Origin of the sequence: Helcococcus massiliensis, from assembly GCF_900258485.1 — a bacterium.
Classification (GTDB): Bacteria; Bacillota; Clostridia; order Tissierellales; family Peptoniphilaceae; genus Helcococcus; species Helcococcus massiliensis.
This window is the reverse complement of the sequence record NZ_OGVE01000004.1, coordinates 14,008-34,539: the sequence shown is the minus strand read 5'-3', so window position 1 is coordinate 34,539 and position 20,532 is coordinate 14,008. Positions and strand designations below refer to the sequence as shown.

The 20,532-nt window shown below is 28.7% G+C and carries 26 protein-coding genes and 1 pseudogene; 23 read left to right on the top strand and 4 right to left on the bottom strand.

The annotated features are described in order from the left end of the window. Positions 1 to 66 precede the first annotated feature (66 nt). Complete coding sequence (locus C4Q29_RS04930) at positions 67 to 375, bottom strand: hypothetical protein (RefSeq protein WP_103981705.1); 309 nt, start codon at positions 373 to 375, stop codon at positions 67 to 69. 461 nt (positions 376 to 836) lie between these two features. On the opposite strand from C4Q29_RS04930, the gene C4Q29_RS04925 reads away from it, so the two are divergent. The 18 genes and pseudogenes from C4Q29_RS04925 (at position 837) to C4Q29_RS04840 (ending at position 13,733) form a co-directional block, all read left to right on the top strand. Continuing rightward, positions 837 to 1,157 carry a DUF2651 family protein gene (locus C4Q29_RS04925; protein WP_103981704.1) on the top strand — a complete coding sequence of 107 codons (321 nt, stop codon included), beginning with the start codon at positions 837 to 839 and terminating at the stop codon, positions 1,155 to 1,157. Between the two features lie 100 nt (positions 1,158 to 1,257). Further along, positions 1,258 to 1,728, top strand: a complete 471-nt coding sequence (locus C4Q29_RS04920) for a hypothetical protein (RefSeq protein WP_103981703.1) — start codon at positions 1,258 to 1,260, stop codon at positions 1,726 to 1,728. 365 nt (positions 1,729 to 2,093) lie between these two features. Then, positions 2,094 to 2,446, top strand: a pseudogene (locus tag C4Q29_RS04915) (type II toxin-antitoxin system RelE/ParE family toxin). A gap of 1 nt (position 2,447) precedes the next feature. Further along, positions 2,448 to 2,786 (top strand): helix-turn-helix domain-containing protein, encoded by a 339-nt coding sequence (locus C4Q29_RS04910; RefSeq protein WP_103981702.1) that lies wholly within the window; start codon positions 2,448 to 2,450, stop codon positions 2,784 to 2,786. Positions 2,787 to 2,848: 62 nt separating this feature from the next. Beyond that, complete coding sequence (locus tag C4Q29_RS04905; RefSeq protein ID WP_103981701.1) at positions 2,849 to 3,244, top strand: hypothetical protein; 396 nt, start codon at positions 2,849 to 2,851, stop codon at positions 3,242 to 3,244. A gap of 34 nt (positions 3,245 to 3,278) precedes the next feature. Further along, positions 3,279 to 3,767, top strand: coding sequence for a methylated-DNA--[protein]-cysteine S-methyltransferase (locus C4Q29_RS04900; RefSeq protein WP_103981826.1), 489 nt, complete (start codon positions 3,279 to 3,281; stop codon positions 3,765 to 3,767). Between the two features lie 537 nt (positions 3,768 to 4,304). After that, a complete protein-coding gene (locus C4Q29_RS04895; RefSeq protein ID WP_103981700.1) occupies positions 4,305 to 5,024 on the top strand; it encodes a hypothetical protein in 720 nt (239 codons plus the stop codon). Between the two features lie 108 nt (positions 5,025 to 5,132). Beyond that, positions 5,133 to 6,101 (top strand): helix-turn-helix transcriptional regulator, encoded by a 969-nt coding sequence (locus C4Q29_RS04890; RefSeq protein WP_103981699.1) that lies wholly within the window; start codon positions 5,133 to 5,135, stop codon positions 6,099 to 6,101. A 78-nt stretch (positions 6,102 to 6,179) separates the two neighbouring features. Further along, the gene (locus C4Q29_RS04885; protein ID WP_159459217.1) at positions 6,180 to 7,772 is read left to right on the top strand and encodes a WG repeat-containing protein; all 1,593 of its coding nucleotides are present in this window, start codon (positions 6,180 to 6,182) and stop codon (positions 7,770 to 7,772) included. A 138-nt stretch (positions 7,773 to 7,910) separates the two neighbouring features. Further along, on the top strand, positions 7,911 to 8,963 hold the full coding sequence (locus C4Q29_RS04880; RefSeq protein ID WP_103981697.1) for a hypothetical protein: 1,053 nt from the start codon (positions 7,911 to 7,913) through the stop codon (positions 8,961 to 8,963). Between the two features lie 55 nt (positions 8,964 to 9,018). Then, on the top strand, positions 9,019 to 9,762 hold the full coding sequence (locus C4Q29_RS04875) for an NAD-dependent protein deacylase (RefSeq protein WP_103981696.1): 744 nt from the start codon (positions 9,019 to 9,021) through the stop codon (positions 9,760 to 9,762). 39 nt (positions 9,763 to 9,801) lie between these two features. After that, the gene (locus C4Q29_RS04870) at positions 9,802 to 10,128 is read left to right on the top strand and encodes a DsrE family protein (protein ID WP_103981695.1); all 327 of its coding nucleotides are present in this window, start codon (positions 9,802 to 9,804) and stop codon (positions 10,126 to 10,128) included. Positions 10,129 to 10,330: 202 nt separating this feature from the next. After that, positions 10,331 to 10,858, top strand: coding sequence for a chromate transporter (locus tag C4Q29_RS04865; protein ID WP_103981694.1), 528 nt, complete (start codon positions 10,331 to 10,333; stop codon positions 10,856 to 10,858). A gap of 3 nt (positions 10,859 to 10,861) precedes the next feature. Beyond that, on the top strand, positions 10,862 to 11,422 hold the full coding sequence (locus tag C4Q29_RS04860; RefSeq protein ID WP_103981693.1) for a chromate transporter: 561 nt from the start codon (positions 10,862 to 10,864) through the stop codon (positions 11,420 to 11,422). Between the two features lie 82 nt (positions 11,423 to 11,504). Then, positions 11,505 to 12,239, top strand: a complete 735-nt coding sequence (locus C4Q29_RS04855; RefSeq protein ID WP_103981692.1) for a carbon-nitrogen hydrolase family protein — start codon at positions 11,505 to 11,507, stop codon at positions 12,237 to 12,239. 53 nt (positions 12,240 to 12,292) lie between these two features. Next, positions 12,293 to 12,652, top strand: a complete 360-nt coding sequence (locus C4Q29_RS04850; protein WP_103981691.1) for a hypothetical protein — start codon at positions 12,293 to 12,295, stop codon at positions 12,650 to 12,652. Positions 12,653 to 12,710: 58 nt separating this feature from the next. Then, entirely contained in the window at positions 12,711 to 13,355 is a 645-nt protein-coding gene (locus C4Q29_RS04845) for a hypothetical protein (RefSeq protein WP_103981690.1), read from the top strand. A 36-nt stretch (positions 13,356 to 13,391) separates the two neighbouring features. Continuing rightward, complete coding sequence (locus C4Q29_RS04840; RefSeq protein ID WP_103981689.1) at positions 13,392 to 13,733, top strand: hypothetical protein; 342 nt, start codon at positions 13,392 to 13,394, stop codon at positions 13,731 to 13,733. Positions 13,734 to 13,818: 85 nt separating this feature from the next. Here C4Q29_RS04840 and C4Q29_RS04835 read toward each other — a convergent pair whose 3' ends face one another. Both C4Q29_RS04835 and C4Q29_RS04830 read right to left on the bottom strand, forming a co-directional pair. Beyond that, the gene (locus C4Q29_RS04835) at positions 13,819 to 14,763 is read right to left on the bottom strand and encodes a hypothetical protein (RefSeq protein ID WP_103981688.1); all 945 of its coding nucleotides are present in this window, start codon (positions 14,761 to 14,763) and stop codon (positions 13,819 to 13,821) included. Between the two features lies 1 nt (position 14,764). Then, the gene (locus tag C4Q29_RS04830; RefSeq protein ID WP_103981687.1) at positions 14,765 to 15,607 is read right to left on the bottom strand and encodes a hypothetical protein; all 843 of its coding nucleotides are present in this window, start codon (positions 15,605 to 15,607) and stop codon (positions 14,765 to 14,767) included. A 279-nt stretch (positions 15,608 to 15,886) separates the two neighbouring features. On the opposite strand from C4Q29_RS04830, the gene C4Q29_RS04825 reads away from it, so the two are divergent. From C4Q29_RS04825 to C4Q29_RS04805, 5 genes are all read left to right on the top strand, one after another. Beyond that, positions 15,887 to 16,696: a J domain-containing protein gene (locus C4Q29_RS04825; RefSeq protein ID WP_103981686.1), complete on the top strand. Its 810-nt coding sequence runs from the start codon at positions 15,887 to 15,889 to the stop codon at positions 16,694 to 16,696. Next, positions 16,689 to 17,090, top strand: coding sequence for an HIRAN domain-containing protein (locus tag C4Q29_RS04820; RefSeq protein WP_103981685.1), 402 nt, complete (start codon positions 16,689 to 16,691; stop codon positions 17,088 to 17,090). Before C4Q29_RS04825 ends, C4Q29_RS04820 begins: the two co-directional genes overlap by 8 nt. 189 nt (positions 17,091 to 17,279) lie before the next feature. Then, entirely contained in the window at positions 17,280 to 18,650 is a 1,371-nt protein-coding gene (locus C4Q29_RS04815; protein ID WP_103981684.1) for an MATE family efflux transporter, read from the top strand. 72 nt (positions 18,651 to 18,722) lie between these two features. Then, positions 18,723 to 19,139, top strand: coding sequence for a DUF2871 domain-containing protein (locus C4Q29_RS04810; RefSeq protein ID WP_103981683.1), 417 nt, complete (start codon positions 18,723 to 18,725; stop codon positions 19,137 to 19,139). Positions 19,140 to 19,279: 140 nt separating this feature from the next. Continuing rightward, the gene (locus C4Q29_RS04805) at positions 19,280 to 19,726 is read left to right on the top strand and encodes an OST5 family protein (protein WP_103981682.1); all 447 of its coding nucleotides are present in this window, start codon (positions 19,280 to 19,282) and stop codon (positions 19,724 to 19,726) included. A 62-nt stretch (positions 19,727 to 19,788) separates the two neighbouring features. On the opposite strand, the gene C4Q29_RS04800 is transcribed toward C4Q29_RS04805, so the two are convergent. Further along, positions 19,789 to 20,328, bottom strand: coding sequence for a hypothetical protein (locus C4Q29_RS04800; protein WP_103981681.1), 540 nt, complete (start codon positions 20,326 to 20,328; stop codon positions 19,789 to 19,791). Positions 20,329 to 20,532: the final 204 nt, after the last annotated feature.

The window sequence follows — 20,532 nt, the reverse complement described above, 5'->3', positions numbered from 1 at the left end:
ATTAACATTGAAAATCCCCAGATGCTTATTATCATCTGGGGATAAATAATTCTCAAATTATCTTAATTATTTTAAGTTTATTTCTTTCTCTCCATCTACAATATTTATATGGAATGGTTTATTTTCATAACCATTACCTGTCAAAATTAATTTTGAGCCATCATCTAATTTATATACATTAACAACTGAATCGTATATTTGTTCTTCATCTTTTAATCTTTCAAAACGCTCGAAATCTTTCCAATCTACATTATCCTTGCCTTTTTCTTCAATAAACTTTATTACATCTTCTGTTGTTGATATTTGCTTATTTGTGCAAGCCGCCATATTAAATGATAATAGTATAAGGATAAATAGAAATAAAGCTTTTTTCATAAAAACCTCCCTAGTATTAAATAACTAATTGTACTAGTATTAAAAAAATAGTTAGAGTTTGTTCTCTAATACTAAAAACAAATTCGTTATGTAATCATCTTGATAATATTTTATCAATAAATAATAAAATATTCAATAGTTTTGTTATATATTAATAATGTGCTAAATAATTCAAAAAAGTAGTTTCTTTACAAATACATCCATTAGTAGCTTATTACTTGCACATTATTTTATCTAATAGAAATTTTATATGCATAAATTTATAACCATATATCTTAAAAAATGGTATTATTATAGTAAGAAAAATATATAAAACTTGTGGATTAATGTGAGCTGAAACCCAAGAACCAGAAAAGTTTAATTATAGTATATTCCTAAACTGTAGAATCAATTAGTAAATTCACTAAAAGGACAATAAACATGGTTCTAGAAGTGTTAGTAAAAATTTTAGGAGGTATTTTATGGGTAAAATTAGAAAAATGTTACCATATTTGTTTGTAATAATTCTTGCCTTTTATCTATTACCATTTCTTATTAAAGATACTGGAAGTGGTATGTTCATTTTATTGTTAGGAATTCCGATTGTATGCTTAATAGTTTCATTGCTTTATGGAATGAAAAATTCCTTTAATTGGTTGTTTTCTTTGCTTGTAAGCTTGTTATTTATCCCGGCTGTATTTATCTTTTATAATGAGAGTGCAGCTATTTGTATATTGGTATATGGCATAATTTCAGTAATAGCAAACTATATAGGTAGTTTGCTTTCTGAGAGAAGTCAATAAGGTATTGTTTTTGGACCAATTTTGGTATTGTCAGAAAGAACTTAGATTAAGATAAGAGACAGAAAAATCTAACAGATATTTGCAATTATGGAAGGTATTTATGAGATATATATCTACTAGAGATAGAAAAGGATATTCTTATTTATTAGAACTTTTAGATACAATGAGTGAATATATTACTAATTATAAATGGCTAATAACAGATGTTGAGGCATACCCTTTGAATAATGAGTTATTTGATTTAATTAATGAAAAAGACTATATTATTTTATCAACAGATAAGTTAATCGATTATTTGAAGAAAGAAAATTTTCAATGGATATGGGCTGTTTTCTCCGCTATACCAGAAACTATTTCAGATGAAGAAATATTGACCTATAAACTTCCTAAGGCAAGAGACAATAATCACATATATGAAGATGATCTTGCTATAATTCAACATCCATTAGCTGAAATTGAAATAGTAGCAGAAGATTCTTCATCTATTTTTATTGTTACAGATAAAAAAGAAATATTAGAGAGTTTTAAAAAATTGTATCCAAATAGCCAACGAAACTACTTATTTGGTTAAAAATTCATTTGTTCAGAAAATCCGAACAATTGCTTCTGATGGGAAAAATTATAATATCAAACTAATAACTTTAGCTATGTTGTAAAGGCTTATTTAGAAATTATAAACAAGTTTCTAAGGTAGTTAAGAAGAATAGGCAGTATAAGAAAAGAATTTTACAATTTATAATATGATTTTAATAAATCTAAGTTTAAACGCGTCGAATTCGATGTGTTTAGATGTTTAAATTGTTATAATACATATAATATCGACAAAAAAAATTCTATTATTTCTTATTTACAAAGTATTCAAGGTCTAATTTATTAATTGTACACTTGAAAATATAGGATATAACATATATAATTAATTTGAATAGAGAGGAATAAATGGATAAATTCGAAATTATTTTTTACGAAAAAGCTGATGGTTCTCAACCAGTTGTTGATTTTATAAAGAATCAAAATATTAAGATGAGATCTAAGTTATTAAAATCAATAGAACTCTTAGAAGATAAGGGGAATTATTTAAAATCTCCTTACTCAAAGTATTTAAGCGATGGAATATTTGAATTAAGGGTAAGGCAATCAAATGATATAACAAGAATATTATATTTTTTACAGTAGGTAAAAAAATAGTAATGACAAATGGATTTATTAAAAAGTCTCAAAAAACACCAAAATCAGAAATTGAATTAGCAAAAAAATATAGAAGTATTTACATAAAAAAGGAGGGTTTGTAATATGGGAAAGACATTTAAAGAATTACTAAATGAAGAACTAAAAGATCCTAAATTTAAAAAAGAATGGGATAATTTAGATGCTGAATTTCAAATTATTAGAGCTATGATTGATGCTAGAAATGAAAAAGAAATCACTCAAAAAGATCTATCAAATATTACAGGTATTTCCCAAGGAGATATTAGTAAAATAGAAAATGGTAATGCAAATCCATCAATAAATACTCTAAAGAGATTAGCAACAGCATTAGGTAAAAACCTAAAAATATCATTTGAAGATAAAATAGAAAAAAGAGGTGATAAAGAATTTTCAGTGGCTGAAAATTCTGTGGAATACAAATAAAGAAAATTTTTACTTAAGAGTACGCTATTTTTATAAAAATATTAAGAAAGGAAGGGCTGTCTATGAAAAAACTAAAATATATAATCATTACAATGTGTACATTGCTCCTATTAACAGCTTGCCAACAAGGTAAAAATCATCAAAAGTTAGGCGACATATTGGATCTTAAAGAAGATAAGATAAAAAATATTATAGTAGAGACAACTATGACCAAGAACAAGACAGACCTAGTATTAGAAAAGAAAGACTATAAAAAGTTTTTGGACAAACTTTCATCTTATAATACTTTAGAAATAAAAAATAACAACGAAAAAGGTTGGCAATATTTTATAAAAATAGAAGCTGATGAAGATATTCTAATTTCAATAATGGACAATGAAATTTCTGTAAATGATAAGTTATATATTTCAGATAACTTAGATAAATATGATTTTTTATATTTATTTGAAAATAGATAATGAAAAAAACATATATAAAGAAAGAGAGCCTCAAATGGATTTCGCCATATACAAATTCCCCTATGGATTCTTAAAAATCGGATATCAAGGCGAGACCTTGAAATTGCTCCAAAGGGCTGATAAAACAAGTGATAATGATAAAAAGACCGATTTTACTGACCTTGTCTACAAAGAAATCATGGAATATCTGAATGGAGAAAGAACAACCTTTGATTTTCCTTACGAATTAGAAGGGACAGATTTTCAGAAAAAAGTTTGGAAAGAGCTCACCCGCATTCCCTATGGTGAAATACGTACCTATAAAGACATAGCAAGTGCTATAGGAAATAAAAATGCCAGCCGTGCAGTAGGAATGGCAAACAACAAAAATCCAATTATGATATTAGTGCCATGCCATAGAGTAATAGGGGCGAATGGAAAGCTTGTAGGCTATGCTGGTGGTTTAGATATGAAAAAAGGCCTTTTGGATTTGGAGTCGAGGGTTAGAGAGATACCATATTTGGAAGGACAAGCTTGTAATTAGAAAGGAATTTTTATGAAAGATAAGAAAGTTTTATGGTACGCTATTATTGCAATAGCTGGTTTTTTAACAGCAATATTTATATTATAACTTAATAGAAAACATGTATATTATATTTTAGTAATGATAAAAACGCAGAAAAATTTTCTGCGTTTTTTTGTTGTTGATTACTTTAGTGATTTGAGTGAATGTAAGTTAACGAAACAATAAATCACCCGCTATGCAGGTAGTTTTGATTAAAAAATTAAAATCGCCATAAGAGAGATCTACATTCTAAAATCTGTTGAAATATCACCTTATAGGAGATATAACTGCTTAAACAAAATATAAGATAATTCTAAACAAAGTTATTGATTCTATAATAGCAATATTGTTCCGATAATATGCTGCCTTAATGGTATAATAAATAAATAATCTTATTAAAACGTGTAACATATTACCCAGAACTATTGATATGATATTCATATAAATTGATAGTAGGTATGAATTGTATAGCAATAATCAATAGAAGATTATAGAAATTATGGGAGGATTACAATTATGTTGAACATAAAAAACTTGAAAAATAATAAATTCAAAAATTTAATTAGCTTTGCTTATTGGGAATTTAATTTTGATGAAGGTAAATCTGTAATAAATAATATGTTTTTTGATAAGGGAATTATTACATTACAAAATATAAATGAACAATCTCAAATCGATGAATTTGGTCTTAAAAGTGATTATGTGTGTTTAGGCATGAACTATTCAACATTCAAAGAAGGTGTTGAAAGGATACCAGATTTTGGTAATTTCCATTTGATGTCAATGTCTAAGAGTAAAGGTAGAAATTATACTAATCCAGTAACTGGTAAAATTGATACTAAACCCTTACATAATGATGAAAGATTAGCATTATCCCTATATGATACTCCATTTTGGGGTGCTTTGATGCTTGATTTAATATGTATTGATAAAAATGGAGATTTCAATGGTTACCCAGAAAGTAAAATACAAGTTGCTAAAAATGAATTAAAAACACATGAATCAAAAATTAAACAAATAAATGGTGTGATAGAAATACTTAAATCTTTTGGATCTAACAATCCTCAAATCTTATGTTTCGGTAATGATGTATATAATGTTATGAATGAATATATTGAACATATTAAAAAAGAACTTGGTAGAGAAACTAAATTAATAAAGACAAAACATTATGCAACGACAACTGGTATTTCTCATAATGAATATATAAATGAAACTATAAGAGGAATTTTATAATTTGTAATTACTTGATGCTTGAGTTATCTGAACATGTAAAAGCAGATATAAAAAATAACCAATAAAAGAGGGGATCCCCCTCTTTTAACCATATTATAAGGAGACATCATGCAAAGACTCACCACCTTATATATCTTAAAAGTTCTAGAAAAATATGCTACAGGCAAAAAATTAAAGCGTAGTGAGATTTTAGATCACTTAAAAAAAGACTATGATATTGACATCACTAGAAAGACCTTATACAACCAAATCCTTGACCTTCAGACCCTTGAACTAATTGACGAAAATGAACAAGTTATAGGGGGGAGTGTTTTAAGCGATGAGGATAGGAGATACCTGATAGATGCAGCTATTTATGATAGTCAAATTCCTTTAGAAGTTTCAAAAAGAGTTATAGATAAGCTTATGGCAGACTTAAGCCACGATGATAGAAAAAGGTATAAGCATCATATAAACTACGAAAAAGCCAACCATTCGAAAAATGAAGATACCTATAAGCATATAAAAATCATTGAAGATGCCATTGAGCAAGAAAAGAAGATAAAAATTAGAGTGTTCAAAATCAATAGATATAAGGAATACATAGAGCACTATGAAACGGTATTAAGTCCCTATTTTATAACTATTTCCCGTGGGCATTATTATTTAATTTGTTCTGCTGACAGGTCTGACCAATTTGAAAATCGTAGGGTTGATAGGATTATGAGTGTTGAAATCCTAGATGAGAAGGCTATACCTTATGAAGAGGCTATAGAAAATGGAAAGGGATTCAACCAAGGGGAATTTATAAGTAAAAAACTTTACATGATGACAGGTAAAAATGAGGGAATTGTCATTAGACTTAAGGAAGAATATCTAAAATATATAGTTGATGGAATAGGAATGAATTTTTCCTTGGTTACCAACAAGGAAAATCCAGAAGACATGGTAGACATCGCCTTTCATATGAGTGAAGAATCCTTCCTTCACTTTGCTATCCAATATGGGTATCTTTTAGAAGTGGTAAGTCCACAGACTCTAAGAGATAAGCTTAAAGATTTTACAAAACATATGGTAAATAAATATATAGATTCTTAAGATGGGTAACTAAATACCCATCTCTTTTTATATACTCATAATGTAGAAAAGATGAGAATAAAAAATAAGGAGCTTTATATGGAGAAATACACATTTACATACGAAAATAAGAAACAAGAAATTGTAAAATATGGACTATGTGACAAAGATTTTAACAAGATAACAGATGCTATTTATGAAGATGTAAAAGCTTCAAGTTTTGGTTTAACACCGGTAAAAAGAAATGACCTTTGGGGATTTGTTGATGAAAATGGTAAAGAAGTTATTGAATGCAAATATTATGATGTAAAAAACTTCGAAGAAAATGGAACCTGCATAGTTAAGTTAAAAAGCAATAAGAGTTCTCACGTGCTAATAAATAGACAAGGCGAAGTTGTCGTTGATACAAGTCTTATAAAATCTATTATTGAAGACCATGTTGGTTACTTTAAAATTGAACCTTTTAATGGTAAAGACACTACAATTGCACAAATAGCAAGAATGAAAGTTCTTGTAAATGATGAAGGTGAACTTATTTCTGACAAATATAGTGAACTATATTATCTTGATGATTATGAAATGTATCTTGGTGTAAAAGATACTCCATTAACAGTAATTGATAAAAATGAAAAAGTAATGTTCAATCCAAAAAGATCTTATAGTGAGATATATTATCCAGATGAAGAATATGGCAGAGTTCTTGTTACAAAAGACTTCAAATGCGGTTTTGTTGATTTTGAAGGAAATGAAGTTATACCTTTAACATATGATTCAGTACATGAATTTACTGACGGGCTTTCACTTGCTTGCATTGACGATAAATATGGATATATAGATGTAGATGGAAATGTAATAATTGAATTAAAATATACAGTAGCTGAACCATTCATGCATGGACTTGCACCGGTAAAGGAGGATGGAAACTATTACTATATAAATAAAGCGGGACAAAAACAATTTGATCAAGAATATAAACTAGCTGGAAGATTTTCTTTATCAGGCTATGCAAAAATAACAACCCTAGACGGTGAAAATGCCATAATAAATACAAAGGGGGAAATCCAATTTAAATATTCTGCCCAAATGGAAATCGATGATTTTACATTTAAGAATATTACAACATACAGGTTTGATGACCATGTAGGCTTAATCGACAAGGATGGTAACAAATCACCTCATCCATATATAGATAGGATATATTTAAATAGAGACTCTGATGTAAATCTTTATGTAGGTAAATCTGGTAAGTACGGATATATACGTGACAATGGTGACATTGTAATGCCGGATATTTTTGATGATGCAACTGAGGCTGATGCTGATAATCATGCCTTTATTAAATCTTATGTACCTGAATTAGATGAAAGGGTATGTGCTTACATGAATATAGAAACCCTAGACTATAAAACCTTGAATGATAAGTTTAACTTTAATACCTTTGATAAAGATACTGGATACTCCGTTGTGAGAAACTACCGAGGACTTTATGAAATAATGGATGAAAACTTTGAAAAAGTAAGCGACAAGCTATACTCCTTCCTTTCATCATTCCATGATGGATACGCAATTGCAAGTCCTTACCCAGGTTATAATTTAATTGATAAAAATGGTAATGAAATAGACACAAATGAAGATGTTGAAATAGACTACTATAATAAAAAAATTGTCTTTGAAAAAAAAGAAATAATGTGAAATTTGAACACACCCAAGAGGGTGTGTTTTACTTTTATAGTTACAAGCTTATAAAAAAGATATTCAAGCTAACTTACAAAAGATATTCTCAAAAATGATATAATTATTTATATATTAGACATTTATAAGGAATAAATTATGAAAAGAAAAGCCTGGCCTAGATGGTTAACAAAAAAGAATATAGAAAAATATAACTATGCTAGCTTTGTTGGCTATCAATATGGTTATTTTACTATTATACTTGAAGATTTTAACAACCAATATGATAAGAAAAAAATTAAGGTCATATGGGACAATATCTATTCCTATACAGTAGCAAATGAATCTTATCGTGAAGATATGTGGATAGAAGACAATAAAGAATACTGGCCCTTCTATAAATTAGAAGATTCACCAGCTATATCAAATTTTAAATCAATAAATACTATTTACCAAGATGCTCCAATTTTTCACTATATCATTATCGGTGAGGAAGTTGTAGAAATTTTAACTGATAAAGATCCAGAAATTATAATAATCGATAATGAAAACAATAGTATAAAAGAATTCTCAGAAATTACCGGTGAATATGTGGACAAGATCAACGGACAGACAAGATTTGGATTTAGTTTGAGTGAGAATGAAGATTTTTATGATATTCAAAATATCATGGAACATGATGGTTATTATAAAGGATCAGTCATAAAATTTTATGATTTTGAAACAGCTGAAGTATCTACACCTTTTGAATTGGAGAAAAACATCCAATATAGTGCACCAATTTATATAGATTACAGCTATTATTTTTTACGAGCAGATTACAATAAAAAGCATGTGACTATTTATGAATATTATCCTCGAAAATATTTAAATCAAATAAAAGAATTTGAAATGGATAAATTAAATTTATATAATCTTGGGCTAGTAGGTGAAGAACTTCATTTGGTGAGTGATTATGACAAACTTGAAATTTATTATCCTTATAGAAAAACAATAGATTTAAATGGTAATGAAAGTCTTCTTTTTATAAAAGATGATAAACTTTACATTTTTGCTTGGATAGAAGAGGGCTGGGATGAAGAAAATTGGGGGCCTGGCCTGGATTATGAATACTACCATAAATTTATGATAAAGGATATGGATGGAAAAACTATTTCAGAAAAAAGAGGAGACCTATTCCAACATATCGATGGGACTTGGTGGCTTTCTTAGTAAGGACAGTTCAAAATGTAAGAAAAGTTTCTAAATATAAAAAGGAGTTTCAACAATGGACAAAAATAAATACGATACCATATACGACCTTATCTTATCTTCAAACAATATTGTTTTCTTTGGTGGAGCAGGTGTATCGACAGTAAGTGGAATCCCTGATTTTAGGTCAGCAACTGGCTTGTATAACAGAAAAAATGATACAGGCTATAGTCCAGAATATATGCTAAGCCATGAGTTTTTAATAGATAATCCAGAAGGATTCAGCAAATACTATAAAGAAAATCTAATTTATGAAGATGCGAAACCAAGCACTACTCATAAAGTCCTTGCAAGATTAGAGGAAATGGGTAAGTTAAAGGCGGTAGTGACTCAAAATATAGATAGTCTCCACCAGATGGCAGGAAGTAAAAATGTATTGGAAATCCATGGTAACTTAAGAGACTATTATTGCATGAAGTGCGGAAGAAAGTATGAGGCAGAGGACATCATTCCTACTAAGGGAGCCAATTATTGTGAATGTGGTGGTTATATTAGGCCTGATGTTACCCTTTATGGTGAAGGTTTAAACCAAGAAATTGTAAACCAGGCAGTTGTAGCAATTACTAATGCTGATGTTTTAATCATAGGTGGCACTTCCCTTGTTGTATATCCTGCAGCAAGCTTTATCAATTTCTATAGAGGGGATAAATGTATACTGATTAACAAAGAGGAAGGTGGAAATGATGGAATAGCTGACTATCTAATCCATGATGATTTAGAGATATTATTTAGGGGATTGGAAGAGAAATTGGATAAATAAATTACTGGCCTTATATGTTGAAAATTCAAAGGAGCTAAGATGAAATACAGGGTACTCTTCAGAATTGAAAAGTTAAAATTAATAGATAAATTAAAGAATAAGATAAAGAACTTGAGAGAATATATGGATGATGAAGGTCATGAGTATGCTATAGAGATAGTATTTTCTGGAGATGTGGTGAAACACTTTGAAGGAGACTATTCTGACTTCGTTGATCCAAAACTAGATGTAGCCTTATGTAACAATGCTCTTAATAATCACGATATAAAGCCTATTAACGATAGAAATATAAGAACAGTTAAGGCTGGTATAGGTGAGATAATCGAGAAAAAGGCAGAGGGTTGGATAGAATTTACAATAGAATAATTTGAAAGCAACTTGATTTAATCAGGTTGCTTTTTTGTTGTAAGAGGTGGAAAAATTCAGTTGTTTCTAAAATGGAAATAACTGTTAATGATGTTAAAGATTATATTTCTACTTTCTATAATTGATGTGCAAATTTAAAAATACTAAAACCAAATCCATCATCTCACACCTATGCTATAATTAATGGCAAGGAGATTATATTATGAAGATTTATTTAGAATTATTTATAACATTTTTTCAAATAGGCCTCTTTACCTTTGGTGGGGGTTATGCCATGTTACCCTTGTTAGAAAGAGAATTGGTTGATAAAAGAGGATGGGTCAGTAAAGAAGAAATACTTGATTATTATGCTATAGGTCAAGCCACTCCTGGGATTATAGCTGTAAATACTTCAACCTTTTGTGGTGTAAAAAAAGCGGGATATCTTGGTGGAATCGTTGCATCCTTCGGATTTATAACCCCATCTATAATCATCATTACATTAATAGCAAACTTTTTAAAAGCATTTTCTCACTTAACTTACATACAAAACGCCTTTGCAGGCATAAGGGTTGCAGTTTGTGCTTTAGTTTTAAATACGGTAATTAATCTAGTAAAGAAAAATGCGAATACAGGGATTAAATTTATTGTTTTTGCCCTAACTTTTATAGCAATAGCATTCTTACAAATTTCTCCAGTGTTAATGGTGATAGGGGTAGGAATACTCGGAATTTTATTTGGAAGAAGGTAATTTATGTTAATACTAATGTGGGAATTTTTTAAGACAGGTCTTTTCTCTGTTGGAGGAGGACTTGCGACAATACCATTTTTACAGGAAATGTCTCAAAATTATGACTGGTTTACATCAGAAGAGCTTTTGGACATGATAGCAGTTTCAGAATCCACCCCTGGTGCAATTGGTATAAACTGTGCAAGCTATGCTGGTTACAAGGCTTATGGGATTCCTGGAGCTATACTTGCAACCCTTGCTTTGGTAGCACCAGCAATCATTATAATTCTTATCATTTCCAAACTAATATCTAAATTCAAAGAAAACAAAACCATAGATCATATGTTTGAAATGCTAAGACCAGCAACAGCAGGCTTGATTTTCGGAGCTATGTTTTCAGTAATGGTCTTGACCTTATTTAATGTTGAAGCATATAAGCAAACAGGAAATTTCATAGATATATTCAAATATGTTGAAATTGTAATTTTTGCTGCCTTTCTCTTTATTTTAAGGAAATATAAAAAGATTCATCCTGTAGCTATAATAGCTTGTGGTGCTGCTTTGGGGGTTATTTTTAAGCTGTAATATTCTTGATGGATTAAATAAGTATTGAGGTAAAAAAGTTAAAGGAAGATTTTTTTCAATTTTATGATATGAGGTATTTTATATGAAAATAGCTTTAGCTGCTGTAGGTTTCGTAACTAACGATATAGAATATAATTTAGGAAAAATAAAAGATATTGTAAAAAAATATTATAAAGAAGTTGATTTGCTTGTGTTTGGTGAAAGCTTTCTACAAGGTTTTGACTGTCTGACTTGGGAATATTTAAAAGATACAGAAATTGCTTTAGATAGGGAATCATATTATATAAAAAGAATTAAAAGTTTAGCTAAAGAATATCAAGTAGCTATTTCATTTGGATATATAGAGAAAGATAAAGAAAAAATATATAGTAGTCAACTAACTATAAATAAAAATGGAGAAATTTTAGATAATTTCAGTCGTGTATCTATAGGTTGGAAAGAACCAATCGCAGATTTCCATTATTGCGAAGGTGAAGGTTTTAGACAATTTAATTATTTAAACAAATCTATTTCAATAGCCTTGTGTGGTGATTTATGGTATGAAGAAAATTGCATTCAAATGAAGGAATTAAACACGGATATAGTTTTATGGCCTGTGTATACAGATTTTAATTTCCAAGAATGGAATGACACTATAAAATATGAATATGCAGAACAAGCTGAGAAGTGTGGAAACAAGCTTCTTTATGTTAATTCACATTGTTTAGAAAGAGATAGTGATAGCATAGCGAGAGGCGGGGCAGCCTTATTTAGTAATGGAAAGATAGAAAGTGAGATTCCGGCTGGAGAAGAGGGAGTTCTTATTGTTGTGGTGTAAATATTATAAAAGTAAAATGTATTTTCTCTAATTTAATTGAAAGGAAGACTATTATGAAAAAGATTAATAGAAAAATTTTAGTATCCTTAGGAATACTAATTTTTTCATTCATCATAATTAGATATATTTTGTTCGACATTCATGGTATGAAACAATTTCCTATGATTTTGTTTTTGTGTGTTTTTCTTGCGATTACTGTTAGCACCTTGACTAAACTAAAAATCACGCCTTATATTTTTGCGATTGCATATCCAATTGGATTTATAATTGGCCTTATATTCCAGAAAAATAGAACTGATCTTGGTGGTGGATTAACAAATAATTTATGGTTAATATGGGTAAGTTCCATAGTTATAATTGCGATAATTTCAATTATAATAGAATTTATAATTAAGAAAAATTCTGTTAGTTAAGGAGTAACTAGGACTATGGTCTTGACTTTAGTGGATGTAAGGGAAGAATAGGATAAAAATGAAAGAAAAAACTAAAATTAAATATTCTATAATAATATTTTCAATAATGTACTCAATATTTTCTTTTTCAGTCTACTATATAAATTTTCACACAAAATATACATTCTTACTTAATCTCTTTGGATGGTATATAGATATCTTTGTAGTCTTTTATATATTAGCCTTGATGATATGTGCCTGGTCAATATGGGGTCTAATTGTTTTATGGAGAAAAGCTTCAAAAACAATATACAAGATATTTATTGCATTGCTTTGGATACCTTTAATAATATTTTTCCTATATGCAAGCTTGGTTGTAATGATTAAATCTGACGATTATTATTACGAATTTCAATCAGATAATAAAAAACATGAAATAGTCATCCAAGAAAGTACATTTTTACTTTCAGGAAGCTTGAATATTTATGATAGGAAAAATGCTTTTGTAGTTGAAAAGTTAAATAAAGATGATATTTTTTTAGATGATGCCATTAGACCTATATATTTTGGGGACTACCATATTAAATGGGATGAAAATATCTTAAAATTCTCCTTTTATTTGCGAGATCAAGTCTATTGGAAAGTGATTACAGTAGATTATGGAAATGGGAAAAGGATTGAGGAAACGATAGTGAATGAAAATGAATTAGAAAATAACAAGTAGTAGATAATTATAAAGCTTATAAGGAAGGGGATAAGTATGAGTCTAACAATCTTTCGAATAATATTAGTATTAATATCAATTGGCTTATTATATGTCACCTATCAATCTTACTTAAGGGAAAAGTATTCTGGTAAAAAATTTGTGTGGTCAAAAAAAGATATTAAAAATAAAAAACTAAAAGGCTACCATTGTTATGAAATAATATCTGTTTTAGCCGTGTATAGCTTTTATTTTATTGTTGATAATGTATCTATGGAGCTATTTAAAAAGCAATTTAAAATTGGTTCATCTTTGTTGCTTTTAAGTTCTCTTGCATACATACTAGCTAGTCATTTTAGGAAGAGGAGTTTGGAGAAGAAGGAAAATATAAAGGATTAAGGTGAATTAAATTTTTTTAATAAAGACTAATTTAAACTTACACAAAATATCCCTTCTAATCAAAGAAGGGATATTTTTTCTATTTCTAATCAACAAAAGAAATCATAAATATATCAGTATTTCTAGGAAGATATAGGACTTCTACTTTTCCTAATTTAAGTTCATGTAATTTGGTTAAAGGAATAACTTTTTTAAAGCTTTTATTTACAGTGTTACCAATATCATCTATAAATTTCATATTAAATCTTAATTGCGGCTGTTCATTAACATAAAGTCCAGTTTGCCCATAGCTTACGATTTCCCCTTCAGTGCTTCTACCATATAATAAAAGCTCTCCAATATCTTTTTTAGAATTAGAAGATGAAATTTCATGGTATTGACTTATTATATCTTGTTCAATACCTGATTTAAGAAGATATTTTAAGATAGAAATCCCGGCAATTGGAGCCCATAACCATGAGGTGAATGGATTTAAAAATCTCCATCCATATCCTTCATTTTTGAAATAGTAAGTGACTAGGAAAAAGACTATCATATATACAATATTAAAAATCAGCCATGCCCAAGCCCAAGGCCTAGATTCTGTAATGAATTCTCCTTCTCCAAAAGTGAATGCAGGATCAGAACCTCTTTGATTTAGTTTTAAATCTATAGTCTTACCTGGTTCAAATCTTTTTTCATGTTCTTTAGAATCTATAAGCTGAATAATTGCCTTTACAGGATTACCAGCCAGATTTTTAAATCGAATTAATAAATTTTTTAAAGGATACCCATCTTCACTACCAATATTTTGACTATCCAATATTTCGGCTTGAGTAATCTTTCCAGTGTCTCGAACTCTTTGGTGTTTTTTTGCCATTTTCTTAGGATTTGTTATAAACTGTGAAATCAAATAAGATTGTATAGACCAAAGAACTATCCCTACGACTAAGAGAACTGTTGCAAAAATTGGAGTTGTTCTAATGGTTGGAATTCCAATAAAAGGTATAGGAAAAACATACATAAAAAACAGTATTAATCGCCATATCATTTTAAGCCCTCTCTTTCTCGATTAAATTGCCATCTTTATCAAAGGTTAAATTATAATCTTCTCTCACACCTTCTACTTTTGCTTTAAATATTAAATCTTCTCCATCTAAATGAGCACTTATAGTATTAATTCCAAGGTCCCTATTCATAATGTTATATTCTCTATAATCACCCATTTCTTTTAGGACTTCTTTTCCTGTGTCGATTATTTTTTCAAAGGCATCAAAATTTATATCTGAAAATAAAATTGAATTTTCTATAGGATCAGTATCAGCAGAAAGTTTTTCAGGCTGTATAATCCATTTTCCTATGCTTAAATTATAGTAATACAAATCAACATGTTCAGAATTGTTAGGGTTTATGATATAAATATAGATACTGGTATCTAGAAGTCTAAATCTAGTTTGGTAAATATAAAAATCTCTGGCGCCAACTAAGTCAAACAATTCTTCCATTACTTCATCTCGTTTTTTAGTGTTCAATAAAAAATTGTTTTGATCATATTCTTTGGCTATTTCAATTACTTCTTCTTTAGACAAATAACGATGGATATCATTTCCTGTAAGATATCTACTAAAATGACCATTTAAGGAAGTAGGAAATTCATATCCCATTTTTTCTTCAGCATCTTTAATGATATCTGTAATAAAAACTCTATTATTGCTTTTATCTATAAAGACATCTTTTATACTACTTAAAAACTTTTTATTATCACTTTCTTTTTCTGTACTTGCTTTTTGTGGGGGCTTAGAAAAGGTGTCTTCTACTGCCTTCTCTATATGTTGACAAGCAGTCAGAAAAATAGTCATTCCAACAAGCAGTATTATAAAAAATCTTCTTTTCATTTTTTACTCCTTAAAATTACTTGCCTATTAACAATAAGTTACATCATTCATAAAATAATAATCATAAGTTTTTATTTCCTAATATAAGAATACCCTATTTTAAAGTAAAAGTGACCTCTATTGGCTTATTTTACATAAATTTTACAAGTAGAAAAAGATTTTTTTCGATAAATTACTTATTTGAAATTTGTATTATAATTAAAGAAATATTAATATATAATAAATATATGGTTGAAGTAGTTATTAAAACTTGATAAAGGAATTAAAGAAGAGGAAACTATGGGGCAGATAATTGAGTTTCAAGGATTCAAAGAATCAAAGGCAAAAATTTTAGAATTAAGAAAATCCCTTGAAGAATTAATCTTTGAAAGAGACCATCTTAAATTTGTAGTATGTAAAAACTTAAAAACTAATTATTTGCTTGAATTTGGGGTTCTTGAAAATAGCCTATATAGAGCATATTGTGATTATCTACGCTTACGTAGAAAAAAGGAACTTATCCAAGCAAAGTTGAATCGCCAAGAAGAAGTAGGAATGGAAGAAATTGAAAAGCAACTTGATGATGAGTTTGGTGAATATGAAGAAAAGTTAAATCAAAAAATTTATGATTTAGGAATAGCTTTTAAGCAAGCAGAATTAGATTTTCTAACAGATGAAGATTCTAAGTTGATTAAAAAGCTTTATAAGGGAATTGTAAAGCGAATTCATCCTGACATAAATCCTTTAATAAGCGAAGACCAACAAGAATTATTTTATAAGGCAACTGAAGCCTATGAGAATGGAGATTTAACTACTATACAAATTATATTTGAAATAGTTTCAGCTGACAATATGGACGATATAGATTCCTTAAGTCCAAAAACTTTAAAAGATGAAGTTAAAAGATTGGAAGATTTAATAGAAACTATAAAAGCTGACATTGATTCAATTCAGACTAGTCCTCCATATATATGGAAAATTTATCTAGAAGATTATGATAAAACAATGGAAAAGAGAAAAGAATTAAATGAGAAAATAGATAGTTACAAAGAAGCCATAATGACAGAAGAAGTACGCATAAATAATTTATTAGGATATGATTATGAATGATTTGGTAAAAAAAGAACAAGGAAATTTAATAGAATATTTGATTAACCAAGAAACTGGACTTGATTTACCAAAACCTTTTGAAAGGGATATTTATCTTTTTGATAGTCATGTAGCTGGCACAAGTCATATTGATAATATTGAAATCATAGGTGAACAATTAAAAGATGGAGATCGCTTAGTTTTTTATCGTGAACCAGATAATGAAACAGATCCCCAAGCCATTCGTATAGAAACTTTAGCAAAGGAAAAAATCGGATATGTACCAAGGCAAGATAATATTATATTTTCAAGACTAATGGATGCCGGTAAAGTTCTTTTTGCAAAAGTAGTTGAAAAAGAACTCTTAGGTGAGTGGCTCAAAATTAAAATTAAAATATACTTACACGAAAGTTAGGAAACCAATATTAACAATTAAAATGAGAAACTTCTAAGTAAAAAAGATCTTTAGAACTTTGTAATAAAAAAATACAGTGCCATAACTACCTTATTCTATCTTCATTTAACAATATTGTATAAATCTCTAAATTTAATATATAATATCCTTTGTGCTATTTTAGTTTAATATTAAGGGGTTAATTTATTTATGAAAGATAGAAAGTTTTTCTTTTCTGATAAAAGGTTTTTAAGATCGCTTATAGCAGTTGCCCTACCATTATCATTACAATTTTTGATATCTACTTCTATTAATATGGCAGATACCGTAATGATTTCTTCATTGGGTGGAGCAGAGATTGCCGCAGTAGGTCTTGTAAATCAATATGTATTCTTTTTTACTGTTATTATTTTTGGTATATCAAGTGCAGGCGGAGTGTTCTTTTCACAATATTTTGGCAACAAAGATGAAGAAAATGTAAGAAGATATTTGAGCTTAATAATGCAAATTTCCACATTTGTATCAATTATATTTACACTAGTTTCTTTATTATTTCCAAATCAGATTATGCATGTATTAATACCAGATGATGAAGTTAAAGTTTATGGCGTTTCATATCTGACACTTGTTGCACTTACATTTTTCCCAAATGCAATGTCTATGTGTTTTAATGCAGTACTTAGATCTGTGAATAGGGTTAAAGAGCCATTGCTTGCTTCAGTACTTTCATTTTTTCTAAATATATTTTTCAATTATATTTTCATATTTGGAAAGTTTGGTGCTCCAGCTCTTGGAGTTGCAGGGGCAGCACTTGGAACAATAATTGCTAGATACTTTGAAGTAATATTGTTGCTATTTTTTATTAATAGACATAATTATGAATTATTTAATGTAAAACCAATAAAACTATTCAAAATTGATTTAGAAAAAATGAAAAAATTCTTTCCAATTGCAACACCAATAATTATGGCAGAAATGTTTTGGTCACTTGGCCAATTACTATTTGCTATAGCCTATTCAAGGATTGGAAAAGATGCTACAGCTGCTATACAACTTACAGGTACCATTCAAAATGTATGCTTTATAATTGTTAATTCACTTAACTCTTCTGCTGCAGTTATTATAGGGCAAAATTTAGGTAGATCTAAACAAGAAAGAGTTGAAAGGTATGCTAGATATTTTATACAATTAACAATTATTATAGGTGTTTTATCTTTAACAATATTATCAGGATTCCCACATCTATTGATGAAGATATATTCTGGTATTGAAAAGAATGTATATGACATTTCTATAAGATTATTAATTATTAGAGGAATATTTATTCCATTCAGATTCATAAATGGGATGCTAATTGTAGGATTCTTTAGATCTGGAGGACTAACTAAGAAGCCTTTAATATTTGAATTATCTACAATGTGGTTATTTGCAATTCCAATGTCTTTCATAGGAGTGCTTGTACTGGATTTACCAATTGAATGGGTATTTACAATTGTAAGCTTAGAGGAATTTATTAAAGTATTCTTTATGATTTATCTATATCAAAAGAAGGAATGGTTAAATAATATAACTGAAAATTAATAAGTTTATTAATATATGAAAATAAAAAGAGGTAGTAAGAAAACAATTAACTTCGTAGTTAAAGGAGACAAAATGAAGAAAAAATATTTTAATTTAGCACTGATTTATGCCGTACTTGGAATGGTTGCAGGTGTATTCTACCGTGAATTTACAAAGTGGAACAATTTTACAGGTGTGACTGTCTTAGGCAAGTTGCATACCCATTTATTAACCCTAGGAATGTTGGTATTTCTATTAGTAGCAATATTTTCAAATTCTATGGACCTTGAAAAAGACAAGAAATTCAAAATTTTTATGAAAGTCTACAATATTGGACTACCTATATTAGCTTTGACTATGCTTGTAAGAGGAATAGTGCAAGTTCGTGATCTTCCAATTTCCAAGGCTTTAGATGCTTCAATTTCAGGAATCGAAGGTATAGGACACATGCTTGTAGGTCTTGGAATAGTTTTGTTTTTACTAGCTTTAAGAAATTGTGCAAAGAAATAAATCCTTGTATTCTTAGCCTTCCTATGTTAAAAGTATGTAAAATCCTAGAAATACACTTATAATTCTTATAAAATAAAAGTAAGACAATTAAATAAGCAGTAAAATTATTTACATACCACCGATAAAACATAGGAGGAAATATGAATAAAAACATAAAAAAAGCAAATAAATCATTTATGATTTCATTCTTGATTTTACTTGCTATAGGCATAATTTTTGCTGCTTTTGCAATTTCGGAAATAGTATCTTCTACAGGAGGAAATAAAGCATTAATATATGGGCTAGTAGCCTTGTTATTTATTGGATTCTCCTTATTTTACTATAAGTTTTTTGTTACATCTTATTTAATAGAAGAAGAGGACTATTTTACTGTAGGACATTTAAATAAAGAAGATACTGTTTATTATAAGGATATTGATAAAATAATAAGAGATATTAAATATTATATGGTTTATACCAAAAACAATGAAAAAGTACGTGTCCCAGCAACTATGTTTGAAGTTGATAAATTAAATGACTATATAGATAGAAACTTCAAAATCGAAGAAGAAGATACATTCAAGATAGTATATGTCAGAAATAATTAAAATTGAAAAGCAAGGTAGACTATAAAGTCTGCCTTGCTTTTTATAATTTATTTAAAATTAGACTACTTTAATACTTTTACATAGCCCATTCTAGGAGCGTTCATAGGAAGGCTTGCATCAGATTGCCAATGTCCATCATCAGGGCTAAAACTTATTATAATAGTTTGCTCATTGTATTTACTTAAATCTAAAGGTAGATCGATTAACTCTGCAGGTCTAGTTCTGTAACCGTCACCATCGCCAGCTACGACGGTGATATCTACAGCTTTATCCAAAATCATAACTACGTATTTTTCATTTGGATTCGGACCAATTAATTGTTCAAGATTCTGATATTTTGCCAATTCTTTCTCGCTAAATACTCTTACTTGGCCGGTGACTACCATTTTACCAGCCTCTATTTCTTTTTCGACTAGGGAATCCATAGTGTTTTTCTCTGTTTCTTTCAGAGTTTCTTCTTTTGTCTCTTTCGTGGTTTCTTCTTTAGATTCTACTAAAGTTTCTTTATTTGATTCTTCATGGACTGTCTCTTTTTTTGAAGAACATGCAGTCAATGTAAGTATCAAAATTAAACTGGTGATTTGTAACAATTTCTTTTTCATATTTACCTCTACTTATATATTTTAATATTGGTATAAAGATTCATAAAATCTTCCTGTTACTATATTATAGTATAAGAAAATATTTTTTGTTAAAAATTGTAATTTATACTTATAAATACTAATATTGTTCATCAAATTTTCTTGTATTTTTCAACTTTCTAGCTATAATAATATATGGATATAAGTTCACATATATTTCAAATT